Raw genomic sequence first — 20498 nt, forward strand, 5'->3', positions numbered from 1 at the left:
ACACCAGGAAGGTTAACACCTTTGTTTTCACCTAGTGCGCCGTTGTTTAGAACTTTACACTTCACTTCAGTTTCTGTTGTTGCGATCACTTCCATCTCGATAAGACCATCATCGACTAGGATAGTGTTGCCAACGTTTAGGTCAGCAGCGAAACCTGCGTAAGTGACCGCAACGGTGTTTTTGTTACCAACAACAGAAGTGTCTGTTGTGAACGTGAATTCTTGACCCGCTTCTAGATCAACGTCATCGCCGTTTTCTAGTTTGATCGTACGGATTTCAGGACCTTTAGTATCCAGAAGAATCGCAAGCTGCTTACCAGTGTTTGCCATGACTTCACGGAAGTTCGTGATACGAGTGCCGTGTTCTGCGTAGTCACCGTGAGAGAAGTTAAGACGCATTACGTTCATGCCTGCGTTTACAAGCTCAGTCAGTTTCTCTACAGATTCAGTTTTAGGGCCAATCGTACATACGATTTTGGTCTTTTTCATGGAAGATACTCTCCGGTCAATAATAGTTACAATTTGAAAGTCATGGATCATGTCGAAGTCGAGCGTTTTCTCGGGCTAAATGAGACGTCGCTCATAGAGAAAAACGTACTTTCAAGGTCAACTTCGCTACTGAAAGTCTTTCATCAAATTTAGTCATTTTATGACTAAATTGATGGGAAAATTCGCCGCAAATTTGTGACTAACCTAGGATATCAGCGGTTAGTTGCAAAAAAATAACAGTCAATTCTGTAATTTTTTTTCTTTTCGGTGGCGAATTCTACCACTGATTGACTCAAGGATCACTGTTTAAGAATTGTCTTAGGACAAGGTTTTGCCGCAATTTTTTTATTTTTTGGTTCAAAATAAATGGACGAAAATGTTTCGTTTTGATTATAATTTGTTTTGATTTGAAACTTTGATTTTTGGTAGTCATGTCGAAACGAAACACTCAATTAAGAAGACACTCTATTTCCCATCTCGTTAACGAGAAAGGAGAGGTCAGTGTTGAAGAGCTTTCTCAGCGCTTTGAGACCTCTGAAGTCACGATTAGAAAGGATCTGGCTTCTTTAGAGAAAAATGGTCAGCTGCTTCGCCGTTACGGTGGGGCGATCGCGCTACCGAAAGAAGTGGTCAGCGATGAATTGAGTGAAAATGTTTCGGTTCGCAAGAATGAGCTAGCGAAAGCTGCCGCCACCTTAATCCGTGAACACAACCGTATTGTCATCGACAGTGGTAGCACGACGGGCGCATTGATTCGTCAACTGGATGGCATGCGTGGTTTGGTGGTGATGACGAACTCGCTCAATGTCGCTAATGCGCTTAACGAATTAGAGAGTGAACCTACTTTACTAATGACGGGCGGCACTTGGGATGCACACTCCGAGTCGTTTCAAGGGCAGGTGGCAGAGTCGGTACTGCGTTCCTACGACTTTGACCAGCTGTTTATCGGTGCTGACGGCGTCGATTTGGCGCGTGGCACCACCACGTTCAATGAGCTTGTGGGTCTTAGCAAGGTGATGGCGGAAGTCTCACGCGAAGTGATTGTGATGGTCGAGTCCGAGAAAATTGGCCGTAAAATCCCAAACTTAGAGCTCGCCTGGGACAGTATTGACGTATTGATTACCAACAGCGATTTGCCGCCGGAGTACCAACAACAGATTGAGTCTCACGGCGTCACCGTAATTTGTGCCTAAACTTAAGTGTGAGTCTAGGCATCTCGTTTTAACCATATTATCGGCGCACGAACCGAATTGGCCACTTGGCGATATACGCCAGTGTTTTTTGCTTGCTGCTTATTCGGCTGACGCCTAAATCAAACAACCCTAGCAAAAGGGAAGGGAGTAGAACCTATGTGTGGAATCGTTGGTGCAGTGGCACAGCGTGATGTGGCGGAAATTTTAGTGGAAGGTCTCCGCCGTCTTGAATACCGCGGCTATGACTCAGCAGGTGTGGCGGTGGTCGACAGTGACAATAACCTCACTCGCGTACGTCGCCTCGGTAAAGTGCAAGAGTTGGCCGACGCTGTCGAGCAAGCGAACGTGCTTGGTGGCACTGGCATCGCACACACACGCTGGGCAACGCACGGTGAGCCGTCAGAAGTGAACGCGCACCCACACATGTCTGGCGATATTGCCGTCGTCCACAACGGGATCATCGAAAACCACGAAGCGTTGCGCGAGCTGCTTCAATCTCGTGGTTACGTGTTTGAATCACAAACTGACACCGAAGTGATTGCACACTTGGTTGAGTGGGAACGTCGTACCTCAGACACATTACTTGAAGCGCTGCAAAAAACCGCCAAGCAACTGGAAGGCGCTTACGGCACGGTAGCCGTGGATCGCAAAGATCCCTCTCGCATTGTGGTTGCCCGTTCGGGTAGCCCAATTGTGATTGGTTTTGGCGTCGGTGAAAACTTCCTGGCGTCAGACCAACTTGCGCTGCTGAGCGTGACACGCCGCTTTATGTACCTAGAAGAGGGCGATGTTGCAGAGGTGACTCGTCGCTCAGTCACTGTCTTTGATGCCAACGGCGAAGCGGTAGAGCGTGAAGTGATTGAGTCCAACGCTGAGCACGATGCCGGCGATAAAGGTAAATACCGCCACTTTATGCAAAAAGAGATTTTTGAGCAGCCGACGGCGCTGATCAACACGATGGAAGGTCGTATTTCCGACAAAGCCGTCATCACCAATGCGATTGGCGTGAATGCCGAAGAGATCCTGAGCAAAGTCGATCACGTGCAGATTATTGCGTGTGGTACCTCTTACAACTCAGGTATGGCGGCACGTTACTGGTTTGAATCCATTGCTGGCGTGAGCTGTGATGTGGAAATCGCGTCTGAGTTCCGTTACCGCGATTTCGTGGTTCGTCCAAACAGCTTGTTGGTGACGCTATCTCAATCTGGTGAAACGGCGGATACCCTAGCCGCTCTGCGTTTGGCCAAAGAGAAAGGCTACATGGCGGCGATGACCATCTGTAACGTCGCGGGCTCCTCATTGGTGCGTGAGTCTGACTTTGCCTTTATGACGCGCGCAGGTACAGAGATCGGTGTGGCCTCGACCAAAGCGTTTACGACCCAGCTTGCTGCGATGCTGATGATGGTGGTGTCCATTGGTCGCTTGCAAGGCCGCGTTAATGAAACGCGCGAAGCAGAGATTGTAAAAGCGCTCCATGAGCTACCAAGTGCGATTGAAAAAGCGCTCGCCTTTGACAAAGAGATCGAAGCGCTGGCTCCAGATTTTGCCGATAAGCACCACACCTTGTTCCTTGGCCGCGGCGAGTATTACCCAATCGCGATGGAAGCGTCGCTTAAGCTCAAAGAGATCTCTTACATTCACGCAGAGGCCTACGCCGCGGGTGAACTGAAACATGGCCCACTAGCCTTGATCGATGCGGACATGCCTGTTGTCGTTATCGCGCCGAGCAACGATCTGCTTGAGAAGCTGAAGTCCAACGTTGAAGAAGTGCGCGCCCGTGGCGGCCTGCTGTACGTCTTCGCCGATGCTGACGCTGGGTTTGAAGGCGATGAGAACATGAAGATCATCAAGATGCCGCACGTCAACGAAGTGACTGCACCTATCTTCTACACCGTTCCAATGCAGCTGCTGTCTTACCACGTTGCGCTGATCAAAGGCACCGACGTCGACCAACCTCGCAACCTAGCGAAAGCGGTAACGGTGGAATAACAGCCAAAAAAAGGCCTAGCATCTCGCTAGGCCTTTTAGTATCTGCTTGATTACCAGCGGTAATTAGCGTTTAACACCACTGAACGTGATTGGCCGTAGTAGCACCAGTAATCACAACCAGACACATACTCTTTGTCTAGGATATTGTTGACGTTGAGTTGAGCTTGCCATTGCGACGTGATGTCGTAGGAGACAGATGCATCCCACAAGGTTACAGATGGGACTGTCAGATCTGACCATTTCGGATTGTCTTTTGATTCACCGACGTAACGAACACCAGAACCAATATTTAGCCCAGGTATCCATGCTTGAGCGCGGTAGTCCAACCAAGCAGAGGCTTGATGCTCAGGAATCAGTGCGGCTCTCTTGGTTCCTTGTCCGCTTGTTTCCTCTGTTTTTGCATTGGTATAGGTGTAGTTTGCCGAGAGTTTGAGATCATCCGTTAGCTGAGCAACGGTTTCAATTTCGATACCGTTTGATGTCGCTTCACCCGTTTGTGTGACTTGATAGGTATCAGGGTTGGTGACCAAAGCGTTTTTCTCACTGATGTCAAACCAAGCGACATTGATGTACCCATCCAAGAATTCTGGCTGGTACTTCACACCGACTTCCACTTGCTCACCTTCGAGAGGCTTATACAGCTCTCCTGTCCCACTATCAATCGTGCTCAAGACTTCAAAGGATTGTGAGTAACTCGCGTAGGGTGACAATCCAATGTCCGACAAATACATGACACCTGCATTTAACGATAACTGGCCATCATCTCGTGATTTCTTGTCTGAGCTGCTAGCCGTTTGGCCAACGTTCTCAGTGCTAACCCAGTCGTAGCGAGCTCCCACGCTGCCGACCCATCCTTGGTTAAGTTTTATTTGATACTGAGAGTAAACACTGGCTTGCGACTTGGTGATTTCACGGTGTGTATTGTTCGCCATGTCGAGCGGAGTGTAATTACCGTACACAGGATTCCAAGGGTTGATGGTACCAAATGCGTAGCTGTCTTGCTCTTCACCTTCAGTTTCATGGCGTTGAAGATCAAAACCTACAAGCACAGATTGCTCTGCGTTTGAGGTATACCAAGTACCCACAGCGTTGTTATCGAAAGTGAAGCTCTGGTTTTTCCCATCTCGATAAACCACCCCTTGTCCTAGATCTTCAACACTCGAGTCATTGTTGAAAAATGCATAGGAACTTCTAAGGTACAACTCATTGGATGCGTAATTGAGATTTTGGGACCAAGTCCAACTGTCATCGATATCGTGTTGAAGTAGGTAACCTAGAGAAAACTGTGTTCTTTCATACTTGTCGTAATCAGGTTGGCCTAGGTTCGTACTTGGATCGATACTACCGAAATCGGAACCGATCAAAGTGCCCGCTGCCGGGAAGAATGGGTTGGTTGGTACACCGTCGTCTTCAAGGTAGGTAGCCAGAAGAGTCAGAGTTGTGCGATCTGAAATGTCGATCTCCAGGCTAGGAGCTAAGTAGAATCGATCATTGTCAGTTTCGTTTAGCTCTCCTTCACTGCTTTTCATCGCTCCAACCAGTCGATATCTCACAGTGCCCTCTTCATTGGCAAGGTCGGAAACGTCGAATGCGATCGATTGATGATTGTTCGTACCCACCTCCACTTTTAATTCGCCTTGTGGCGTGAAGGTTGGTTTTTTCTGAACTGCGTTGACCACACCGCCAGGTGATGACTCACCAAATAAAATGGCGGATGGGCCTTTGATGACTTCGATACTTTCCAGTCCGTAAGGTTCGACTAGCCAAGTATAGTAGCCATCACGAAATAGACGGTTGCCGTCTAGGTAGGTTGTCGCATTGAACCCGCGAACTTTAAACCAATCCGTATCATTATCCGCACCATAAGGCTGAGCCGTCACACCTGACGTATAACGCAGCGCTTCATCAAGCTTTTGTGGGGCGCGAGTGCGGAGGTCATCTTCGGTGACAATTGACACACTGCGAGGCGTTTCTTGGGCAGGGGTGTCGACTTTAAGTGCTTGGGCCGTGACAGTGATGGTTTCCAGTTCCGTGGTGCTCTCTTGTGCAAAGACAGCGCTTGAACATACCACTGCAGCAGGCGCCAATCCCAACCAGATCGCTTTACGAACGGCGACTGAAAGAGGAGTTTGGTTATGCATGTCCTTTTCCTATAAATGAAAGTTAAACTAGTAATGATATTTATTATTATTCGTATTGGTTTTTTATTTTACTGACTTTTTCATCAAAAGATAGTAAAACGTGCCCGACCCGAAACCCGAAACCCGAAACCCGAAAGTAGGAAGCATGTTCAATTGGTTTGAAAAATTAACGCAAGCGTTTCCCGAGCAAGAGCCGCAAATGCCGCCGAAGCATTTACTCGGCTTTTGTCGTCACTACACCCGAGGCTTTGAAGTGCCATTACTCTTGATGGCGATACTCAGTGCGTTGATTGCCTGGACGGAAGTGACGCTGCTCAGTTACATGGGCGAACTGGTCGATATTCTCAGCACCCAAGATCGCGCGACGTTTTGGCAAGACCAAGGCGATCGGATGTGGACTATGGTGCTGCTGGTTGTGGTGGTGATGCCCGCGCTGGGGATTACCCACTCGATGATCATGCATCAAACCTTGCTAGGCAATTATCCGATGTCGATTCGTTGGCTGATTCACCGCTATTTGCTCAAGCAAGCGGTCGGCTTTTTCCAGCGAGATTTTGCTGGCCGAGTGGCAACCAAGGTGATGCAAAGTGCCCTGGCTGTACGTGAAACCGTGATGAAGCTGGTTGATGTACTGGTGTACATCTCGGTCTATTTCGTGGCGATGATCTGGATGATGGGCGAATCGGATCTGCTATTGATGCTGCCGATTGCGATTTGGTTGGTGATGTACATTCTTATCCAGCTGTTTTTTATCCCACGCTTGAAAAAGGTGGCGACTGACCAAGCCGATGCGCGCTCAGTGATGACGGGGCGAATTGTCGATACCTACACCAATATTTCAACCGTTAAGCTTTTCTCCCACTCCAAGCGTGAATTGGAGTATGCCAAAGGCAGCATGAAGCAGTTTTTGCTGACGGTGTACCGCCAAATGCGCATGGTCACTTGCCTGCTATTGAGTGTTGATGCGATTAACTATCTGCTGCTCATCTCTATTGCCGCTTTGTCGGTCATGTTATGGCTAGAGGCGAGTGTCACCATCGGTGTAATTGCGGTGGCGATCAGCATTGCGCTGCGCGTACAAGGCATGTCGAAATGGATCATGTGGGAAGTGAGCGCACTGTTTGAAAATATTGGTACCGTGGTCGATGGCATGAACACCATCTCTAATGATGTTGAAGTGCAGGATAAACCCAATGCACCCGCGTTGACGGTGACAAAAGGCGCCATCGAGTTCGACGCCGTGGACTTTGACTATACCGATGAGAAACCGGTGTTTGAGCAGCTTAACTTAGCCATTAAACCGGGTGAAAAAGTCGGGATTGTTGGCCGCTCTGGTGCAGGTAAGTCAAGCCTGGTTAACTTGCTGCTGCGTTTTTACGATTTGAAAGGCGGCGATATTCGCATTGATGGTCAAAACATCGCAGACGTAAGCCAAGAGTCGCTGCGCCAGCAGATCGGTATGATCACACAAGACACCTCACTGCTGCACCGTTCGATCAAAGAGAACATCCTCTACGGTGATCCTGATGCCGACGACGCGGCGCTGATCGAGGCGGCGAAAAAAGCCCATGCGCACGACTTTATCTGTGGCCTCAAAGATGAGCAGGGGCATAGCGGCTATGATGTCGAAGTGGGCGAGCGCGGGGTGAAATTATCCGGTGGGCAACGTCAACGTATTGCCATTGCGCGTGTGTTACTCAAAAATGCGCCGATCTTGATTATGGATGAAGCGACGTCCGCGCTCGATTCTGAAGTGGAGTCGGCGATTCAAGAAAACTTGCAAGTGCTGATGGAAGGCAAAACCGTGATCGCGATTGCGCACCGTTTATCGACTATTGCTGCTATGGATCGCTTGATCGTGATGGATCAAGGCCGTGTGGTTGAACAAGGCAGTCACCAAGAGCTCCTCGCACAACAAGGCATCTACGCCCAACTTTGGAAGCACCAAACCGGCGGCTTCTTAGGTTAATCTTTCCAACTTCCATCACTCAAAAAGGTTCAACGATAGCGCGCTATGGTTGAACCTTTTTTTAATTACTCATATTATAAGGAAATAAAATTGATAATTGTTATCATTTTGTTTTCTTCGCTTTAAGAAAGAGTAATGCTAGACCCCCATCAACACAGTGCACGTCTCACGGCTTCGTCCCTGGTCGTCGGTTACGATACACCGATCGTCAACAACATCAGTCTTGAGATTCAACCCGGTAAACTGACGATTTTGGTCGGTTCGAATGGGTGTGGAAAATCGACGCTGCTCAAATGCTTAGCACGAGTGCTGCCACCGATGTCTGGTCAGGTGCTGCTCAATGATGAGCCCATTCATCAACTGGGTGTGAAAGCGGTGGCAAAAACCTTAGCGTTATTGCCACAAGGCCCGATTGCACCGGAAGGTCTCACTGTACGTGAGCTCGTCGCTCAAGGGCGCTATCCGCATCAAACCTTTTTCCAGCAGTGGAGTGAGCATGACGAGCAAATGGTGGATGAGGCAATGGCGATGGCCAAGGTCACAGAGCTCGCCGATCGAGCGGTGACCGATCTGTCGGGTGGTCAGCGTCAACGTTGTTGGATTGCCATGGTGCTGGCGCAAGAAACCGACATCATTTTACTTGATGAGCCGACCACCTATTTGGATCTCAAAGTTCAGGTCGACTTGCTGAGCTTATTGAGCCAATTGGCGCATCAACACCATCGCACCCTTGTTGTGGTGCTGCATGAACTGAATCTTGCGGCTGCGTATGCCGATGAGCTCATCATGATGAAAGCGGGCACCATCTACGCCGCAGGTCACCCCGAGCAGGTCTTTACCGCCGACAACCTTAAGCAGGTGTTTGGTTTAAATGCCAATGTGATTCGCGATCCGCACACACAAACCTTGCAATGCGTACCCACAGAGATCGCCAGTGTTGCCCATGGGCAGACAAGAACGGTGATGTCGGCGGTGATATGAGACGCTGTGCTTGGTTAAGTGGTGCAGGTCTTGGCGTGATGGCGATGATACTGCTGGTTTTTTTACTTTGGCATTTATCGCTAGGTGCGCAGCCTGTCGCGCTGACGGAGGTATGGGCCGCGTTGGTGGCGTACGATGACAATCAGTTCTCTCATTTAGTGGTGCGAGAGTTGCGCTTACCACGCGCCATCGTTGCTGCGTCAGTGGGCGCGAGTTTGGCTGTGGCGGGTGCCTTGATGCAAGGCGTGACGAGAAATCCGCTCGCTGATCCTAGCTTACTCGGCATGATGACGGGCGGCGCGCTGGCGGTGGTCTATTGGATGAGTTTTGCGCCTGTCGAGGGCATCGTATGGTTGCCATTGGTGGCGGCCGTGGGCTCGCTGATTGCCGCTGCGGTAGTCTGGACGATTGCCGCGCGAACGCCGAGCGGAGTGACGCCGCTGACGTTGACGCTGACCGGCTCGGCGTTTAGCGCGTTTACCGCCGCGCTCTTGTCGATTCATCATTTGATCGACCAGAAAACGTTTGAAACCTTGCGCGGCTGGCTGGTGGGCTCTCTACTGGGGAGTCAATTGGAGACATACTGGTGGTGCCTGCCTTGGATTTTGTTTGGCTTAGTGGCTGCGATACTGCTGGCCCCTGCGGTGACGGCGATGTCGATGGGCGATCAGGTCGCGACGGGCCTTGGCATTGATATTCAAAAGCGCAAATGGCAGTTGCTGCTGTGCGTGGTGTCCTTGACGGCGGCCTCGGTCGCACTGGCAGGCCCGCTGGGTTTTGTCGGTTTGGTGATTCCGCATGTGGTCAAGCTGCTGGTGGGCAGTGATTATCGCTGGGTCGTGCCATATTCGCTGCTGCTTGGCGGCGCCTACTTGCTGTTTGTTGACAGTTTGGCGCGTTGGTTGATTGCCCCACAAGAGGTGGCGACTGGGCTGATGACGATTTTGCTCGGAGCACCGCTGTTTGTGTGGCTGGTCAAAACGAGGATTCGTTAACATGGTGGCGCTAAGGTGGCTCGGCGGTCGAGTCTCATTTCGGGTTCGGCCCAAAACGCTCGGCGTCATGGTGTTGATGGCTCTTTTGATGGCGTTGCTGTGGTTGCTCAGTATTGGCATCGGCAGTTATGCGCTCTCGATGCAGGCGCTATTGGATGAGGTGATGAGCGCGCTCGGCATGCAAGGCTCCATCGCCGATAGCCAGGCGGCGTTGGTGATGTGGGAGCTGCGTTTGCCGCGCAGTCTAGCGGCGTTGCTGGCGGGGGGCTTGTTTGCGCTTTCAGGAGCGCTGCTGCAAAACCTGACCCGCAACCCTCTCGCCGATCCCAGTTTAGTCGGCATCAGTCAAGGCGCGGCGTTTGCCGTGGTGTGTTTGACGATGCTGTTTCCGGAGGCGATCGACGCTTGGCGTGAAGTGAGCGCGTTTACCGGGGCGATGGTGGTCGCCGCGGGCGTGCAGAGCTTGAGTGGCTCTGGGCATCCGCTGAAATTTATTTTAATGGGTATCGGGGTGGCGGCGTTTTTCAGTGCCTTGACCTCAAGCTTGCTCACTTACGGTGATATTGACGCTGCCATGTCTGCACTGGCATGGCTATCGGGCAGCGTACATGCGGTGACTTGGTCTGAAGTCGGACTGCTCTCCATCGCGCTGCTGACCACCTTGGCGTTGGCGATCGGCCAAGCACGTAACATGGCCGCATTGTCGTTTGGTGTTGATATGGCAGTCGGTCTGGGCGTGAACAGTGTTTGGGCGAGCCGTGTTCAGTTGATGCTGAGTGTGTGCTCGGCGGCGCTGGCGACCGCCATTGTTGGACCGATCGGTTTTGTCGGTTTGCTTGCACCGCACATGGCGAGAAAGATGACCATCGCAGGTCCTAATAGCCACTTAATATTGACTACATTGGTCGGCGCAAGCTTAGTGCTGTTCGCCGATACCTTAGGGCGCACCCTGTTTGCGCCGACGCAATTGGCCGCAGGCTTAGTAACCGCGCTTATCGGCGCGCCTCTGTTTGCGCTGCTCTTAATGCGAAAACAACAAGGCTAGAAAAAGAGAAGGGATACATCATGGTAAGAGAAGTCACTCGGCTAGGCGCGTTGCTGTTGGCCAGTGTCGTGAGTGTGTTGGCCGAGGCCTATCCGCTGACGATTGAACACAAATACGGTCAGATTGAGCTTAGCGAACAGCCGCAGCGCGTGGTCTCTGTCGGCGTCACGGATCATGATGATATTCTGGCGCTCGGCGTTATCCCACTAGCCGTACGCGATTGGTATGGTGACCAACCTTACGGCGTGTGGCCATGGGCGCAAGATGAATTGGGTGATGCCAAGCCGGTATTACTTAAAGGGCAAACGGTCGATTTTGAGGCCATCGCGCAGTTGAAACCGGATCTGATCATCGGCGTCTCTTCCGGGATGGATAAGAAAACCTACGACAAGCTCAGCACGATTGCGCCAACGCTCGCACAATCTGGTGCTTATACCGATTGGGCGATGCCGTGGGATGAGCGTCATCTTATGATAGGTAAAGCGCTGGGTTATGAAGAAAAATCGCAAGCCATAGTGCAAGATATAAAGCAGCAGATTGCTACGCTGCGGGCAAAGCACCCTGAGTTTGAAGGCAAATCGGCGGCGGTGGCGTTTTACTACAACAAACAGCCTGGCGCCTATGCGAGCAAAGACTTACGTTCACAATTTCTGATTGCGCTGGGCTTTCATATTCCAGAGTCCATTGATGCGCTCGCCAAGGAGGCGTTTTACACCTCGTTCAGCGAGGAACGTATGGACTTGCTAGACAACGACCTGGTCATCTGGCTGACCACGGAAGAGCAGCTTGAGCAATCCAGCAACGCCATTTTTCGTAAACGCATGCCGTTTTACAAAGAGAAACGCGAATACTTCACGGGCGATATCATCGGTGGCGCGTTCTCCTTTTTTAGCCCATTGTCGATTCAATATTTGATTGATGAAATGGTGCCAGCGATGGCGAACATTCTTGAAGAGAAGTCATCCTAGCCCAAGCGCAAAGATTAACGTCAAAGAGAACGGATCAAAGAGAAGAGTATGACACACAATCGTTTACCCCATTTGTTGCTGGCAGGTTGGATGCTGACCGCGTCTTCTGCTGCGATGGCAACGGGGGCTGAGTTGAAACAGTCGCAACGTCTTGAAACAGAGATCACCACCGCAAATGCCAACACGCAAAGCCGCGTGTCGGCCAGCAGCGAAAAAGCGCTCGATCTTGAAGCGCAAATTGAGCAGCGCCAAGCTGAGGTGGAAGGGCTAGAAGTGTATCGAGATCACCTTCGCGGCATGCTCGACAGCCAACAGAAAGAAATCGCCAGCTTTGATGAACAATTGTCAGAGATTGAGCGCACGCGTGAAAGCATCGTGCCGTTGATGTACAGCATGCTTGATGGGCTAGAGGCATGGGTAGAGAGCGATCGCCCACTTCGCCAAGAGGTGCGCCGCGAACGTGTTGCCAAGTTGCGCGACATGATGACTCAGTCTGACGTCAGTGATGCTGAGAAGTACCGCCGCATTCTAGAGGCGTATCAAATCGAGTTGGATTACGGCACTAAGCTTGGTGCCTATTCTGCGCCGATCGAGGTAGACGGCAGAACGCTTATCACCGAGCAGCTCTATCTCGGCCGAATCAGCTTGGTGGCGCGCAGTGTTGATCGCGCGCACTACTGGGCGTGGAATGCGTCTAACGAACAATGGCAAGCGCTCGACAGCAAAGCCGGTTTAGAGATTGATAAAGCGTTTGATGTGGCGAATAAACAAGCCGCCCCAACGTTATTGCATTTACCGGTATCGGTTAAGGAGAGTCAACAATGAGAGGGATGACTTGGCTAGCGGCGAGCGTGATCGCCGTTTCACTGTCTACGGTCTCGCTGTCTGTTGCTGCTTCGGATGCTGCCTTACTGAAAGAGACGCAACAAGCGAAAGTTGAGCAAGCGAAGCACAATCAAGCGCGTGAAGGGGAGTTTAAGCAGCGTGAACAGGCGTTGCAGGCAGAGCTTGATAAGCTCAACGCGCAGCTTGCCTCTCTCAAGCAAGAAAACGAACAGCTGTCAGAGACCTTTCAGCAAAACGAAGCCGTACTGGCCGAAAAAGAGCAAGCCTTGCATCTGGCGACGGGCAGCTTAGGTGAGCTGTTTGGCGTGGTGCGTCAAGCGGCAAAAGATCTCGACCATGAGCAAGCTGGCTCTGTTGCGACCCTAGGTCACGCTGATCACCGAGCGGTAGTAGAAGAGATTGTGGCCGCAAGACAGCTACCAGAGAAGAGGCAGCTCTACGGCCTGTGGCAGGCGTTTGTACAGCAAATTCAGGCCAGTGCTGAGGCACAAACGCTCAACGTTGATGTCATCAACGGACAAGGTGAAACCGAGACAAAATCGGTGCTGCGCTTGGGCAGTTTTGCCTTAGTGGGTGAACAAGGTTACTTAGATTGGAATGGTCAGCGCCAGCGCGCCACCGTGTACGCTCAGCAGCCACAGGGTGCACTGACTCTAAGCTCTGATGTCACAAGCGGGCTACCGATCGTTGCACTGGATGCCTCACGCGGCGCGCTGCTCGAGCAGCTTGGAATGGCGCCGACTTTGCTCGATCGCATTGAGCACGGCGGTATCGTTGGCAAAGTGATCATCGCGCTACTGCTGGTGGGCATGGCGATTGGTCTGGTTCGTGGCGCTGCGTTATTGAGCGCGAAAGCAAAAATTGCCCAGCAGCTTAAACACACCGACTCGCCGCAAGATGACAATGCACTTGGGCGTATTTTGAATGTCTATCGTCAAGATAGCAGCCCGAATGTTGAGGCGTTGGAGCTGCGCTTGCTCGAAGCGGTGATGGACGAACAGCAGCATCTAGAGCGCGGTTTATCGATGATTAAACTGCTGGCGGCGCTCGCCCCAATGCTTGGCTTGTTGGGTACGGTGACCGGGATGATTGATACTTTCCAAACCATTACTCAATTTGGCAACGCGGATCCGCGTGTCATGGCAGGCGGGATATCAATGGCACTGATCACCACCGTATTAGGTCTGATTGCTGCGATGCCTCTGCTCCTGATTCACAATATCCTCGCCTCGAAAGCGGAAGCGATTCGAACCATTATCGAGAAGCAGGGTATTGGCTTGGTGGCCGAGCGCGCCGAGCAAGCAACCCGCCTTGTGAAGGATGCCGCGTAATGGAATGGCTGTCTCTACTCGATCTCGGGGGGAGCACGCTTGGCAGCACCATCAACGAGTTTATGTATCGTGGTGGTCCACTGCTTTGGTGGTTAGCGGGCGTGTTGGCGCTGTTTTGGTTACTGGCGATTGAGCGATTGGTGTACCTTTTTTGGCTGTTCCCCAAAGCGCAGCATCACTGGGTCGCCAAATGGCAACTGCGTGACGATCGCCACTCCTGGTATGCGCTCGCGCAGCGCAGCGCTTGGTTGGCCGAAGCGAAGTTGGCGCTTGATCAACACTTGTCGTTGATGAAAGTGCTGGTGGCGCTTTTCCCTATGCTAGGGCTACTCGGCACGGTGACGGGAATGATCTCCGTGTTTGATGTGATGGCCGGGCAGGGTAGTGCACAGCCGCGCTTGATGGCCGCAGGGATCTCGATGGCCACGTTGCCAACGATGGCGGGCATGGTTGCCGCATTGGTCGGCATGTTTGCCCACGCTCGCCTTTCTAAGTGGAGCGAAACGCGTCACCTTCACCTCGAACGTTTAATGCGTATGACTAAATAGGAATGACCATGAGACTAGGTCGATACAAAAAACCGTCAGACGATGCCCAAGTGGACATGACCTCGATGCTCGACATCGTGTTTATCATGCTGATCTTCTTTATCGTCACCAGCTCGTTTGTGCGAGAGTCGGGCGTGGAAGTGAACCGCCCAACGGCGGCGAATGCCACTAGCCAAAAAGACGCGGGCATTTTTATTGCCATTACTGCCAACAACGAGGTCTACATCGATAAGCGATTGGTCGATGTAGAGCGAGTGCAAGCGACACTCGAAAATGTGCTGCTTGAACAACCGGATGCATCCTTGGTCATTCAAGCCGATGCCTTTGCGTTCAATGGCACTGTGGTGCAAGTGATGGATGGCGCCAAAGGGGCGGGCATTGAGAAGATCGCATTGGCCACCGAGCAGAAATAGCCGGAAGAAGGAAGGGTATCCGTATGCTAGGACGTAAATTACGATGCTAAAACGATGGCTGATTGCCACCCCATTAGCCTTATTAGTGACGCTCTCTCTCTTTGCGTTTATGGCGTGGCTGGTGGACGCGGGAAAATCGCCGATGCCAGAGCCGCAGTCGGCGCTGCGCTTTGATGTCGTGCAAGTGGAAAACGAGCGAGCGGCGGCGCGCAGAGCAAGACAATTGCCTGAGCCACCCAAAGCGCCGACCTTGGCCCCGCAAGTGGAGCGCTTGACGACCCAAATGGCCGCGCAGCAAATTCAGACCACGGCGCTGCCCAATTTGCCTAACGTCAATCTGAGTACGTCAGTAACGGGAATGGCAATGGCAACGCCAGGGCCGATTCAACTTGCGCAAAACCAACAGATCATGCCACTGCATCGTATTGAACCACGTTACCCCTCGCGGGCATTGAAACGAAAAATTGAAGGCTATGTAGTGATGCGATTTGCCATTGATGAAACCGGTCGGCCCGATGCGATTGAGGTGGTGGAAGGGTCGCCACGCGGCGTGTTTGATCGCGAAGCGATGCGCGCATTGCGTCAGTGGAAGTATCAACCTTTGATCGTCGCAGGCAAAGCGACCAGACAGGAAGGGCAAACCGTGAAATTAGAATTTAGGTTGCAATAATGACCAAGGTTACAGCATGGATACGCCGTCTTTTGGCATGGTCAGTGTTGATGGGCTTGATGAGCGTTCCGCAGGCGCAAGAGCTATCACGCAGCGTTGCGATGCGAGTCCATCAAGCGTTTGAGTTGTCTCAGCAAGAAAAAACAGCCGAGGCGGTGACCATCTTAGAAGGTATCGACGCCGTGAAAGCGTACGATCAAGCCTACGTGGCGCGTATGTTGGGCATTTTGTATTGGCAACAAGCGCAACCTCAGCGATCGCAAGTTGCGCTGGAAAATGCGTTGTCCACTGGTGCTTTGCCGATTGAACAGGCGATTGAAACCGAGCGCATGCTGGCCGATATTTTGTTATCGACTGGGGAGCCGGCAAAAGCACTCAGACACTATCAAAGTGTGCTGAATAAACAATCCGATGTGAGTCGCTCGCAAGCTGAAAAAATGTATACCACGGATTTTGTCACTCAACTGTGGCTGCGGGTCGCTCAGTCCAATTACCAGCTGCAAGATTGGCAAGCGGTACTGTCGAGTATCAAGCAGTATCAAGCGCTAGATAAAAAAGCGGATGTCTCTTTGCTGAGCATGAAGCTCGGCGCTCAAGTGGCGCTGAGTCACTGGAAAGGAGCGGTGAGTACCACAGAGCAACTGCGCGCTTTGGAGTCCGATAACGAACTGTGGTGGAAGCAATTGACCAGCTTGCATCTTCGTTTGAAACACTACCCCGAGGCGTTGGCGACGCTCAAACAGAGAGAGCGAAAAGGCTTTGCTTTATCCTCCAGTGAGTATCAAACCTTAGCAGGGCTTTACGCCTCACAAGGCGCTCCAGAACTTGCTGCGAAGGTTTACGCCGAGCATCTGCTTGAACAAGAAGATGCAGAGAGCTACGCCACTTTAGCTCGCTACTGGCAAGTCGCAAAGGAGTGGCAATACGCGCTAGAGGCCTGGCAACACGCCTCGCGCCTCAGTGCAGATCACCATTGGTCGTATGCGCAATTGCTGATGCAGCAGAAGCAGTATCAAGCGGCGCTGAATGTACTGGCCAGTATGCCGAGCAGTCAGCGTGTGGAATTGGCCAAGACGCAAGCTTTCTACCGATTGGATGAGCATGAAAAAGCCCTAGAAAGTGCGCAAAAGGCTCATCAACTGAAGGCCGATGAAACAACGCTAACCTGGGTACGATTCTTGACTCAGTCGCTTAACAAGGCGTCGTCTTAGGGATCAACGCGATCACCTCAGTTAAAGAATCGACCAGTGTCACTTTCTCGATAAGCGGGGGTTCTGGTGGCAGCAAATCGGGCACCATGATGACTGAACAACCTGCTGCCAAGGCCGATTTCACGCCGTTATTGGAGTCTTCTAACGCTAGGCATTGTGACGGTTTGAGGTTGAGTTGCTGGCATGCCATTAAGTAGCCATCTGGCGCGGGCTTGCCTTGACTCACTTCATCAGAGGTGATCAGGCACTCAAACTGTTCGAGGACCTCGCGGCCAGCAAAATTTCTTAGCACCTCTTTTCGACCGGATGAGGTCACGATCGCTGTTCTCACACCGTTCTGTTTAAGGTGGCGCATCAGCGTCTCAAAGCCTTTTTTGTAGTCAATGCCTTGTGTGCTGCGCTCAGCAAAGTCCTGATCTCGGCAGCGTATAAATCGTTGGAGATCAAACTCAGCACCAAAATGGTGCTGCAAGCGACGCTCACACTCGCCATCTTGTACGCCGATGAACCCCTGATAAAACTCGTCACACAAATCGAAACCTTGCTCTTCTGCCGCCCGCTGCCAACTTTTCTTATAGAGCGACTCTGTATCAAAGATCAGCCCATCCATATCAAACAATACCGCTTTCATTGTCTTTTCTCCGTCACTTCTCTTTGCCATTGCGCGTCACCATCCTAACCAATTTTACGATGAAATTTTGATGAATCTTATTTTGTAATTTAATTACACACTCACACCTCTTATCGATATTTGATGAATAATTGAACCAAAGTCGCGCAGAGAGTGAACTAAAGTAGTGCTTATAAATCGGGTAAATAATCAAAATGAGATCTTTGTCACCAACTATTTTGAGTGTGTGGATTGTATTTTTGTGATCTAAATCTCTATTTATTGATAATCATTATCGAAAAAATGGCTTTGTAATTTACTGACAGTGATTAAATGTGATCTAGATCACTACAAAAAAGATATGTTAACGCTTTGTGTGTGATTTGGGTCACTAAATTGTAGGTGGGAGTGCCTTTTGGAAATGTTGTGATACATTTTAATCGACTTTTGAATAAACATTTTGGGCCATTTGGCCAACCAATACAAACTGAGGTCTCCCTATGTTATCACCAGAAGCTAAGATCAAAGTCCAAAACTTTGGTCGTTTTCTATCCAACATGGTAATGCCAAACATCGGTGCATTTATTGCCTGGGGTTTCATTACTGCACTTTTCATTCCAACCGGTTGGTTGCCAAACGAAACATTGGCATCACTGGTTGGCCCAATGATCAAATTCCTATTGCCACTGCTGATCGGTTACACCGGCGGTAAAATGGTGGGCGGCGACCGCGGTGCGGTTGTGGGTGCCATCACGACAATGGGTGTGATTGTCGGTACTGATATTCCTATGTTCATGGGCGCGATGATTGTCGGTCCACTTGGTGGCTACGCTATCAAGAAATTCGATGAGTCGGTTCACGGTAAAGTGAAAAGCGGCTTTGAAATGCTAGTGAACAACTTCTCTGCCGGTATCATCGGTATGATCCTCGCTATCCTAGCATTCTTCATCATTGGCCCTGCGGTAAACGTTCTGTCTAGCGCATTGGCAGCGGGCGTAAACGTGATGGTAGAAACAGGTGCATTGCCACTCGCTTCTATTTTCGTTGAGCCAGCGAAAATCCTCTTCCTTAACAACGCGATTAACCACGGTATCTTCTCGCCACTGGGTATCCAGCAGTCTGAAGAACTTGGCCGCTCAATCTTCTTCCTAATTGAAGCGAACCCAGGTCCTGGTCTAGGTCTGCTATTGGCTTACATGGCGTTTGGTAAAGGTAACGCGAAGCAGTCGGCAGCGGGTGCGTCAATCATCCACTTCCTAGGCGGTATCCACGAAATCTACTTCCCATACGTGTTGATGAACCCTCGTCTTATCCTTGCGGTTATTGCCGGTGGTATGACAGGCGTGTTCACTAACGTGATGTTCGATTCTGGTCTTATTTCTCCAGCGTCTCCTGGTTCAATCTTTGCGGTACTACTGATGACGCCTAAAGGCTCATACGTGGGTGTGGTTCTATCTGTGATTGCATCCGCCGCTGTGTCGTTCATCGTTGCTTCTATCCTAATGAAAACTTCAAAAGCGACCGACGAAGACGAGTCTCTAGAGAAAGCTTCTGCCGCCATGCACGACATGAAAGCAGCATCTAAAGGTCAAACCGCTGCAGTTTCTGTGGACCCAGCAGCAGTGAAAGCGATTTACGTTGCCTGTGATGCAGGTATGGGCTCAAGTGCGATGGGCGCCGGTCTTCTGCGTAAGAAAGTGCAAGCGGCTGGTCTGGATATTGAAGTCTCGAACTTGGCTATCAACAACCTGCCGAGTGACTCGCAAATTGTGGTGACCCACAAAGATTTGACAGACCGTGCTCGTACTCACGCTACTGGCGCAATGCACATCTCTCTAAGTAACTTCTTAGATGGCACTGTGTACGACAACCTTGTTGCTCAGCTAGTTGAAGCAAGGAGTGGCGCTGTAAAAAAGCCTGAGGCACCTGCAGCGACCGAGGAAAAGGAACAGACGTTGACGCTCACTAGCGACAGTGTATTCCTCGGATTAAAAGCCAACTCTAAGGAAGAGGCGATTAAGTTTGCAGGTGAGCAACTGGTCAAGTTAGGCAACGTTGCACCTGAATATGTTGATGGCATGTTTGCCCGCGAAGAACTCGTGTCTACCTACCTAGGTGAGTCAATTGCGGTGCCACACGGAACCATTGAAGCGAAACAGTACGTCAAGAAAACCGGCATTGTGTTCTGCCAATACCCTGAAGGCATTCAGTGGGGTGAAGATGAGGATGACATCGCCAAGATGGTCATCGGCATCGCTGCCCAAGGTGATGAGCACAACATGGTTCTCATGGCTATTACCAATTCACTTGATGACGAAGAGGCCGTTGAGCGTTTACAGAACACAACCAACCCAGAAGATGTTCTGAATATTCTCAATGCATAGCAGTACTTTTGTCTAGCTCCTAAGTGAACGAGGCCAGTTCTCCCCCGCTCTGGCCTCCTTTTTAGTCTAGATAGCTGAAGGCTTAGTCGTGTGCTGTTAAGCCGTTAGCTATACAGATTCAACATTTGAAAGGTTAGTGATTATGAAAGCGTTACATTTTGGTGCAGGAAATATCGGTCGTGGTTTCATCGGTAAATTACTCTCAGACGCAGGCATGGAAGTCACATTTGCAGACGTCAACGAAACGGTCGTCTCTGAGTTGCAAAGACGCAACGAATACCCAGTGAAAGTCGTCGGTGAAGAGTGTGTCGTGGAAGTGGTAAAAAACGTCACGGCAGTCAACTCCGCCACCGATGAGGTGATTGGCTGCATCGCCAACGCCGATCTCATCACCACAGCGGTAGGCCCAACCGTACTCAAGATTATTTCTGGCTCGATTGCTAAAGGCATTGAGCAGCGTTTTGCTGCGGGCAACACGTCGCCACTGAACGTTATCGCGGCAGAAAACATGGTGCGTGGTACCACTCAGCTTAAAGAAGCTGTGTATGCGCATCTTAGTGATGAACTCAAAGCGTTCAGTGATGCGCACATTGGTTTTGTCGATTCTGCGGTTGACCGCATCGTGCCGCCGGCAGAAGAGGGCGAAACCGATCCACTGGCCGTCACGGTGGAAACCTTCAGTGAGTGGATTGTAGATCAAACTCAGTTCAACGGCC

The 20498-nt window shown here is 51.0% G+C and carries 18 protein-coding genes; 15 read left to right on the top strand and 3 right to left on the bottom strand.

The window, feature by feature from the left end; all coding sequences use genetic code 11:
* Nucleotides 1-488, bottom strand: a 488-nt coding sequence (locus tag AC6R1O_RS05180) for a pyruvate kinase (RefSeq protein ID WP_500656593.1), incomplete at its 3' end; no start/stop codon positions are given.
* A 431-nt stretch (nucleotides 489-919) separates the two neighbouring features.
* Between AC6R1O_RS05180 and AC6R1O_RS05185 the strand changes: the two genes are divergently transcribed.
* Both AC6R1O_RS05185 and glmS read left to right on the top strand, forming a co-directional pair.
* Nucleotides 920-1681 (top strand): DeoR/GlpR family DNA-binding transcription regulator, encoded by a 762-nt coding sequence (locus AC6R1O_RS05185; protein WP_500629584.1) that lies wholly within the window; start codon nucleotides 920-922, stop codon nucleotides 1679-1681.
* A gap of 156 nt (nucleotides 1682-1837) precedes the next feature.
* Nucleotides 1838-3670 carry a glutamine--fructose-6-phosphate transaminase (isomerizing) gene (glmS, locus tag AC6R1O_RS05190; protein WP_500626413.1) on the top strand — a complete coding sequence of 611 codons (1833 nt, stop codon included), beginning with the start codon at nucleotides 1838-1840 and terminating at the stop codon, nucleotides 3668-3670.
* 50 nt (nucleotides 3671-3720) lie between these two features.
* On the opposite strand, the gene AC6R1O_RS05195 is transcribed toward glmS, so the two are convergent.
* On the bottom strand, nucleotides 3721-5811 hold the full coding sequence (locus AC6R1O_RS05195) for a TonB-dependent siderophore receptor (RefSeq protein ID WP_500656594.1): 2091 nt from the start codon (nucleotides 5809-5811) through the stop codon (nucleotides 3721-3723).
* Nucleotides 5812-5956: 145 nt separating this feature from the next.
* Between AC6R1O_RS05195 and AC6R1O_RS05200 the strand changes: the two genes are divergently transcribed.
* From AC6R1O_RS05200 to AC6R1O_RS05250, 11 genes are all read left to right on the top strand, one after another.
* Nucleotides 5957-7780: an ABC transporter ATP-binding protein gene (locus tag AC6R1O_RS05200; RefSeq protein WP_500656595.1), complete on the top strand. Its 1824-nt coding sequence runs from the start codon at nucleotides 5957-5959 to the stop codon at nucleotides 7778-7780.
* A gap of 135 nt (nucleotides 7781-7915) precedes the next feature.
* Entirely contained in the window at nucleotides 7916-8761 is an 846-nt protein-coding gene (locus tag AC6R1O_RS05205; protein ID WP_500656596.1) for an ABC transporter ATP-binding protein, read from the top strand.
* On the top strand, nucleotides 8692-9756 hold the full coding sequence (locus AC6R1O_RS05210; RefSeq protein WP_500656597.1) for a FecCD family ABC transporter permease: 1065 nt from the start codon (nucleotides 8692-8694) through the stop codon (nucleotides 9754-9756). Before AC6R1O_RS05205 ends, AC6R1O_RS05210 begins: the two co-directional genes overlap by 70 nt.
* Nucleotide 9757: 1 nt before the next feature.
* Nucleotides 9758-10801, top strand: a complete 1044-nt coding sequence (locus AC6R1O_RS05215) for a FecCD family ABC transporter permease (protein WP_500656598.1) — start codon at nucleotides 9758-9760, stop codon at nucleotides 10799-10801.
* 20 nt (nucleotides 10802-10821) lie between these two features.
* Complete coding sequence (locus AC6R1O_RS05220) at nucleotides 10822-11769, top strand: iron-siderophore ABC transporter substrate-binding protein (RefSeq protein ID WP_334568361.1); 948 nt, start codon at nucleotides 10822-10824, stop codon at nucleotides 11767-11769.
* A 48-nt stretch (nucleotides 11770-11817) separates the two neighbouring features.
* The gene (locus tag AC6R1O_RS05225; protein ID WP_500631446.1) at nucleotides 11818-12594 is read left to right on the top strand and encodes a DUF3450 domain-containing protein; all 777 of its coding nucleotides are present in this window, start codon (nucleotides 11818-11820) and stop codon (nucleotides 12592-12594) included.
* A gap of 5 nt (nucleotides 12595-12599) precedes the next feature.
* Nucleotides 12600-13946 (top strand): MotA/TolQ/ExbB proton channel family protein, encoded by a 1347-nt coding sequence (locus tag AC6R1O_RS05230; protein WP_500656604.1) that lies wholly within the window; start codon nucleotides 12600-12602, stop codon nucleotides 13944-13946.
* Entirely contained in the window at nucleotides 13946-14494 is a 549-nt protein-coding gene (locus AC6R1O_RS05235; RefSeq protein WP_500656599.1) for a MotA/TolQ/ExbB proton channel family protein, read from the top strand. The genes AC6R1O_RS05230 and AC6R1O_RS05235 overlap by 1 nt, the downstream gene beginning before the upstream one ends.
* An 8-nt stretch (nucleotides 14495-14502) precedes the next feature.
* A complete protein-coding gene (locus tag AC6R1O_RS05240; protein ID WP_334553579.1) occupies nucleotides 14503-14907 on the top strand; it encodes an ExbD/TolR family protein in 405 nt (134 codons plus the stop codon).
* A gap of 43 nt (nucleotides 14908-14950) precedes the next feature.
* On the top strand, nucleotides 14951-15577 hold the full coding sequence (locus AC6R1O_RS05245) for an energy transducer TonB (RefSeq protein ID WP_500631448.1): 627 nt from the start codon (nucleotides 14951-14953) through the stop codon (nucleotides 15575-15577).
* Nucleotides 15577-16788: a tetratricopeptide repeat protein gene (locus AC6R1O_RS05250; RefSeq protein WP_500656600.1), complete on the top strand. Its 1212-nt coding sequence runs from the start codon at nucleotides 15577-15579 to the stop codon at nucleotides 16786-16788. The genes AC6R1O_RS05245 and AC6R1O_RS05250 overlap by 1 nt, the downstream gene beginning before the upstream one ends.
* Here AC6R1O_RS05250 and AC6R1O_RS05255 read toward each other — a convergent pair.
* Nucleotides 16769-17449 carry an HAD family hydrolase gene (locus tag AC6R1O_RS05255; RefSeq protein WP_500656601.1) on the bottom strand — a complete coding sequence of 227 codons (681 nt, stop codon included), beginning with the start codon at nucleotides 17447-17449 and terminating at the stop codon, nucleotides 16769-16771. The genes AC6R1O_RS05250 and AC6R1O_RS05255 overlap by 20 nt on opposite strands.
* 449 nt (nucleotides 17450-17898) lie before the next feature.
* On the opposite strand from AC6R1O_RS05255, the gene AC6R1O_RS05260 reads away from it, so the two are divergent.
* Together AC6R1O_RS05260 and AC6R1O_RS05265 are read left to right on the top strand one after the other, a co-directional pair.
* Entirely contained in the window at nucleotides 17899-19782 is a 1884-nt protein-coding gene (locus AC6R1O_RS05260) for a PTS mannitol transporter subunit IICBA (protein ID WP_500656602.1), read from the top strand.
* Between the two features lie 142 nt (nucleotides 19783-19924).
* The coding region (locus AC6R1O_RS05265; protein WP_500656603.1) for a mannitol dehydrogenase family protein at nucleotides 19925-20498 on the top strand (574 nt) is incomplete at its 3' end.

The organism is Vibrio sp. R11-SG3-ISO3-SZ (assembly GCF_059834345.1).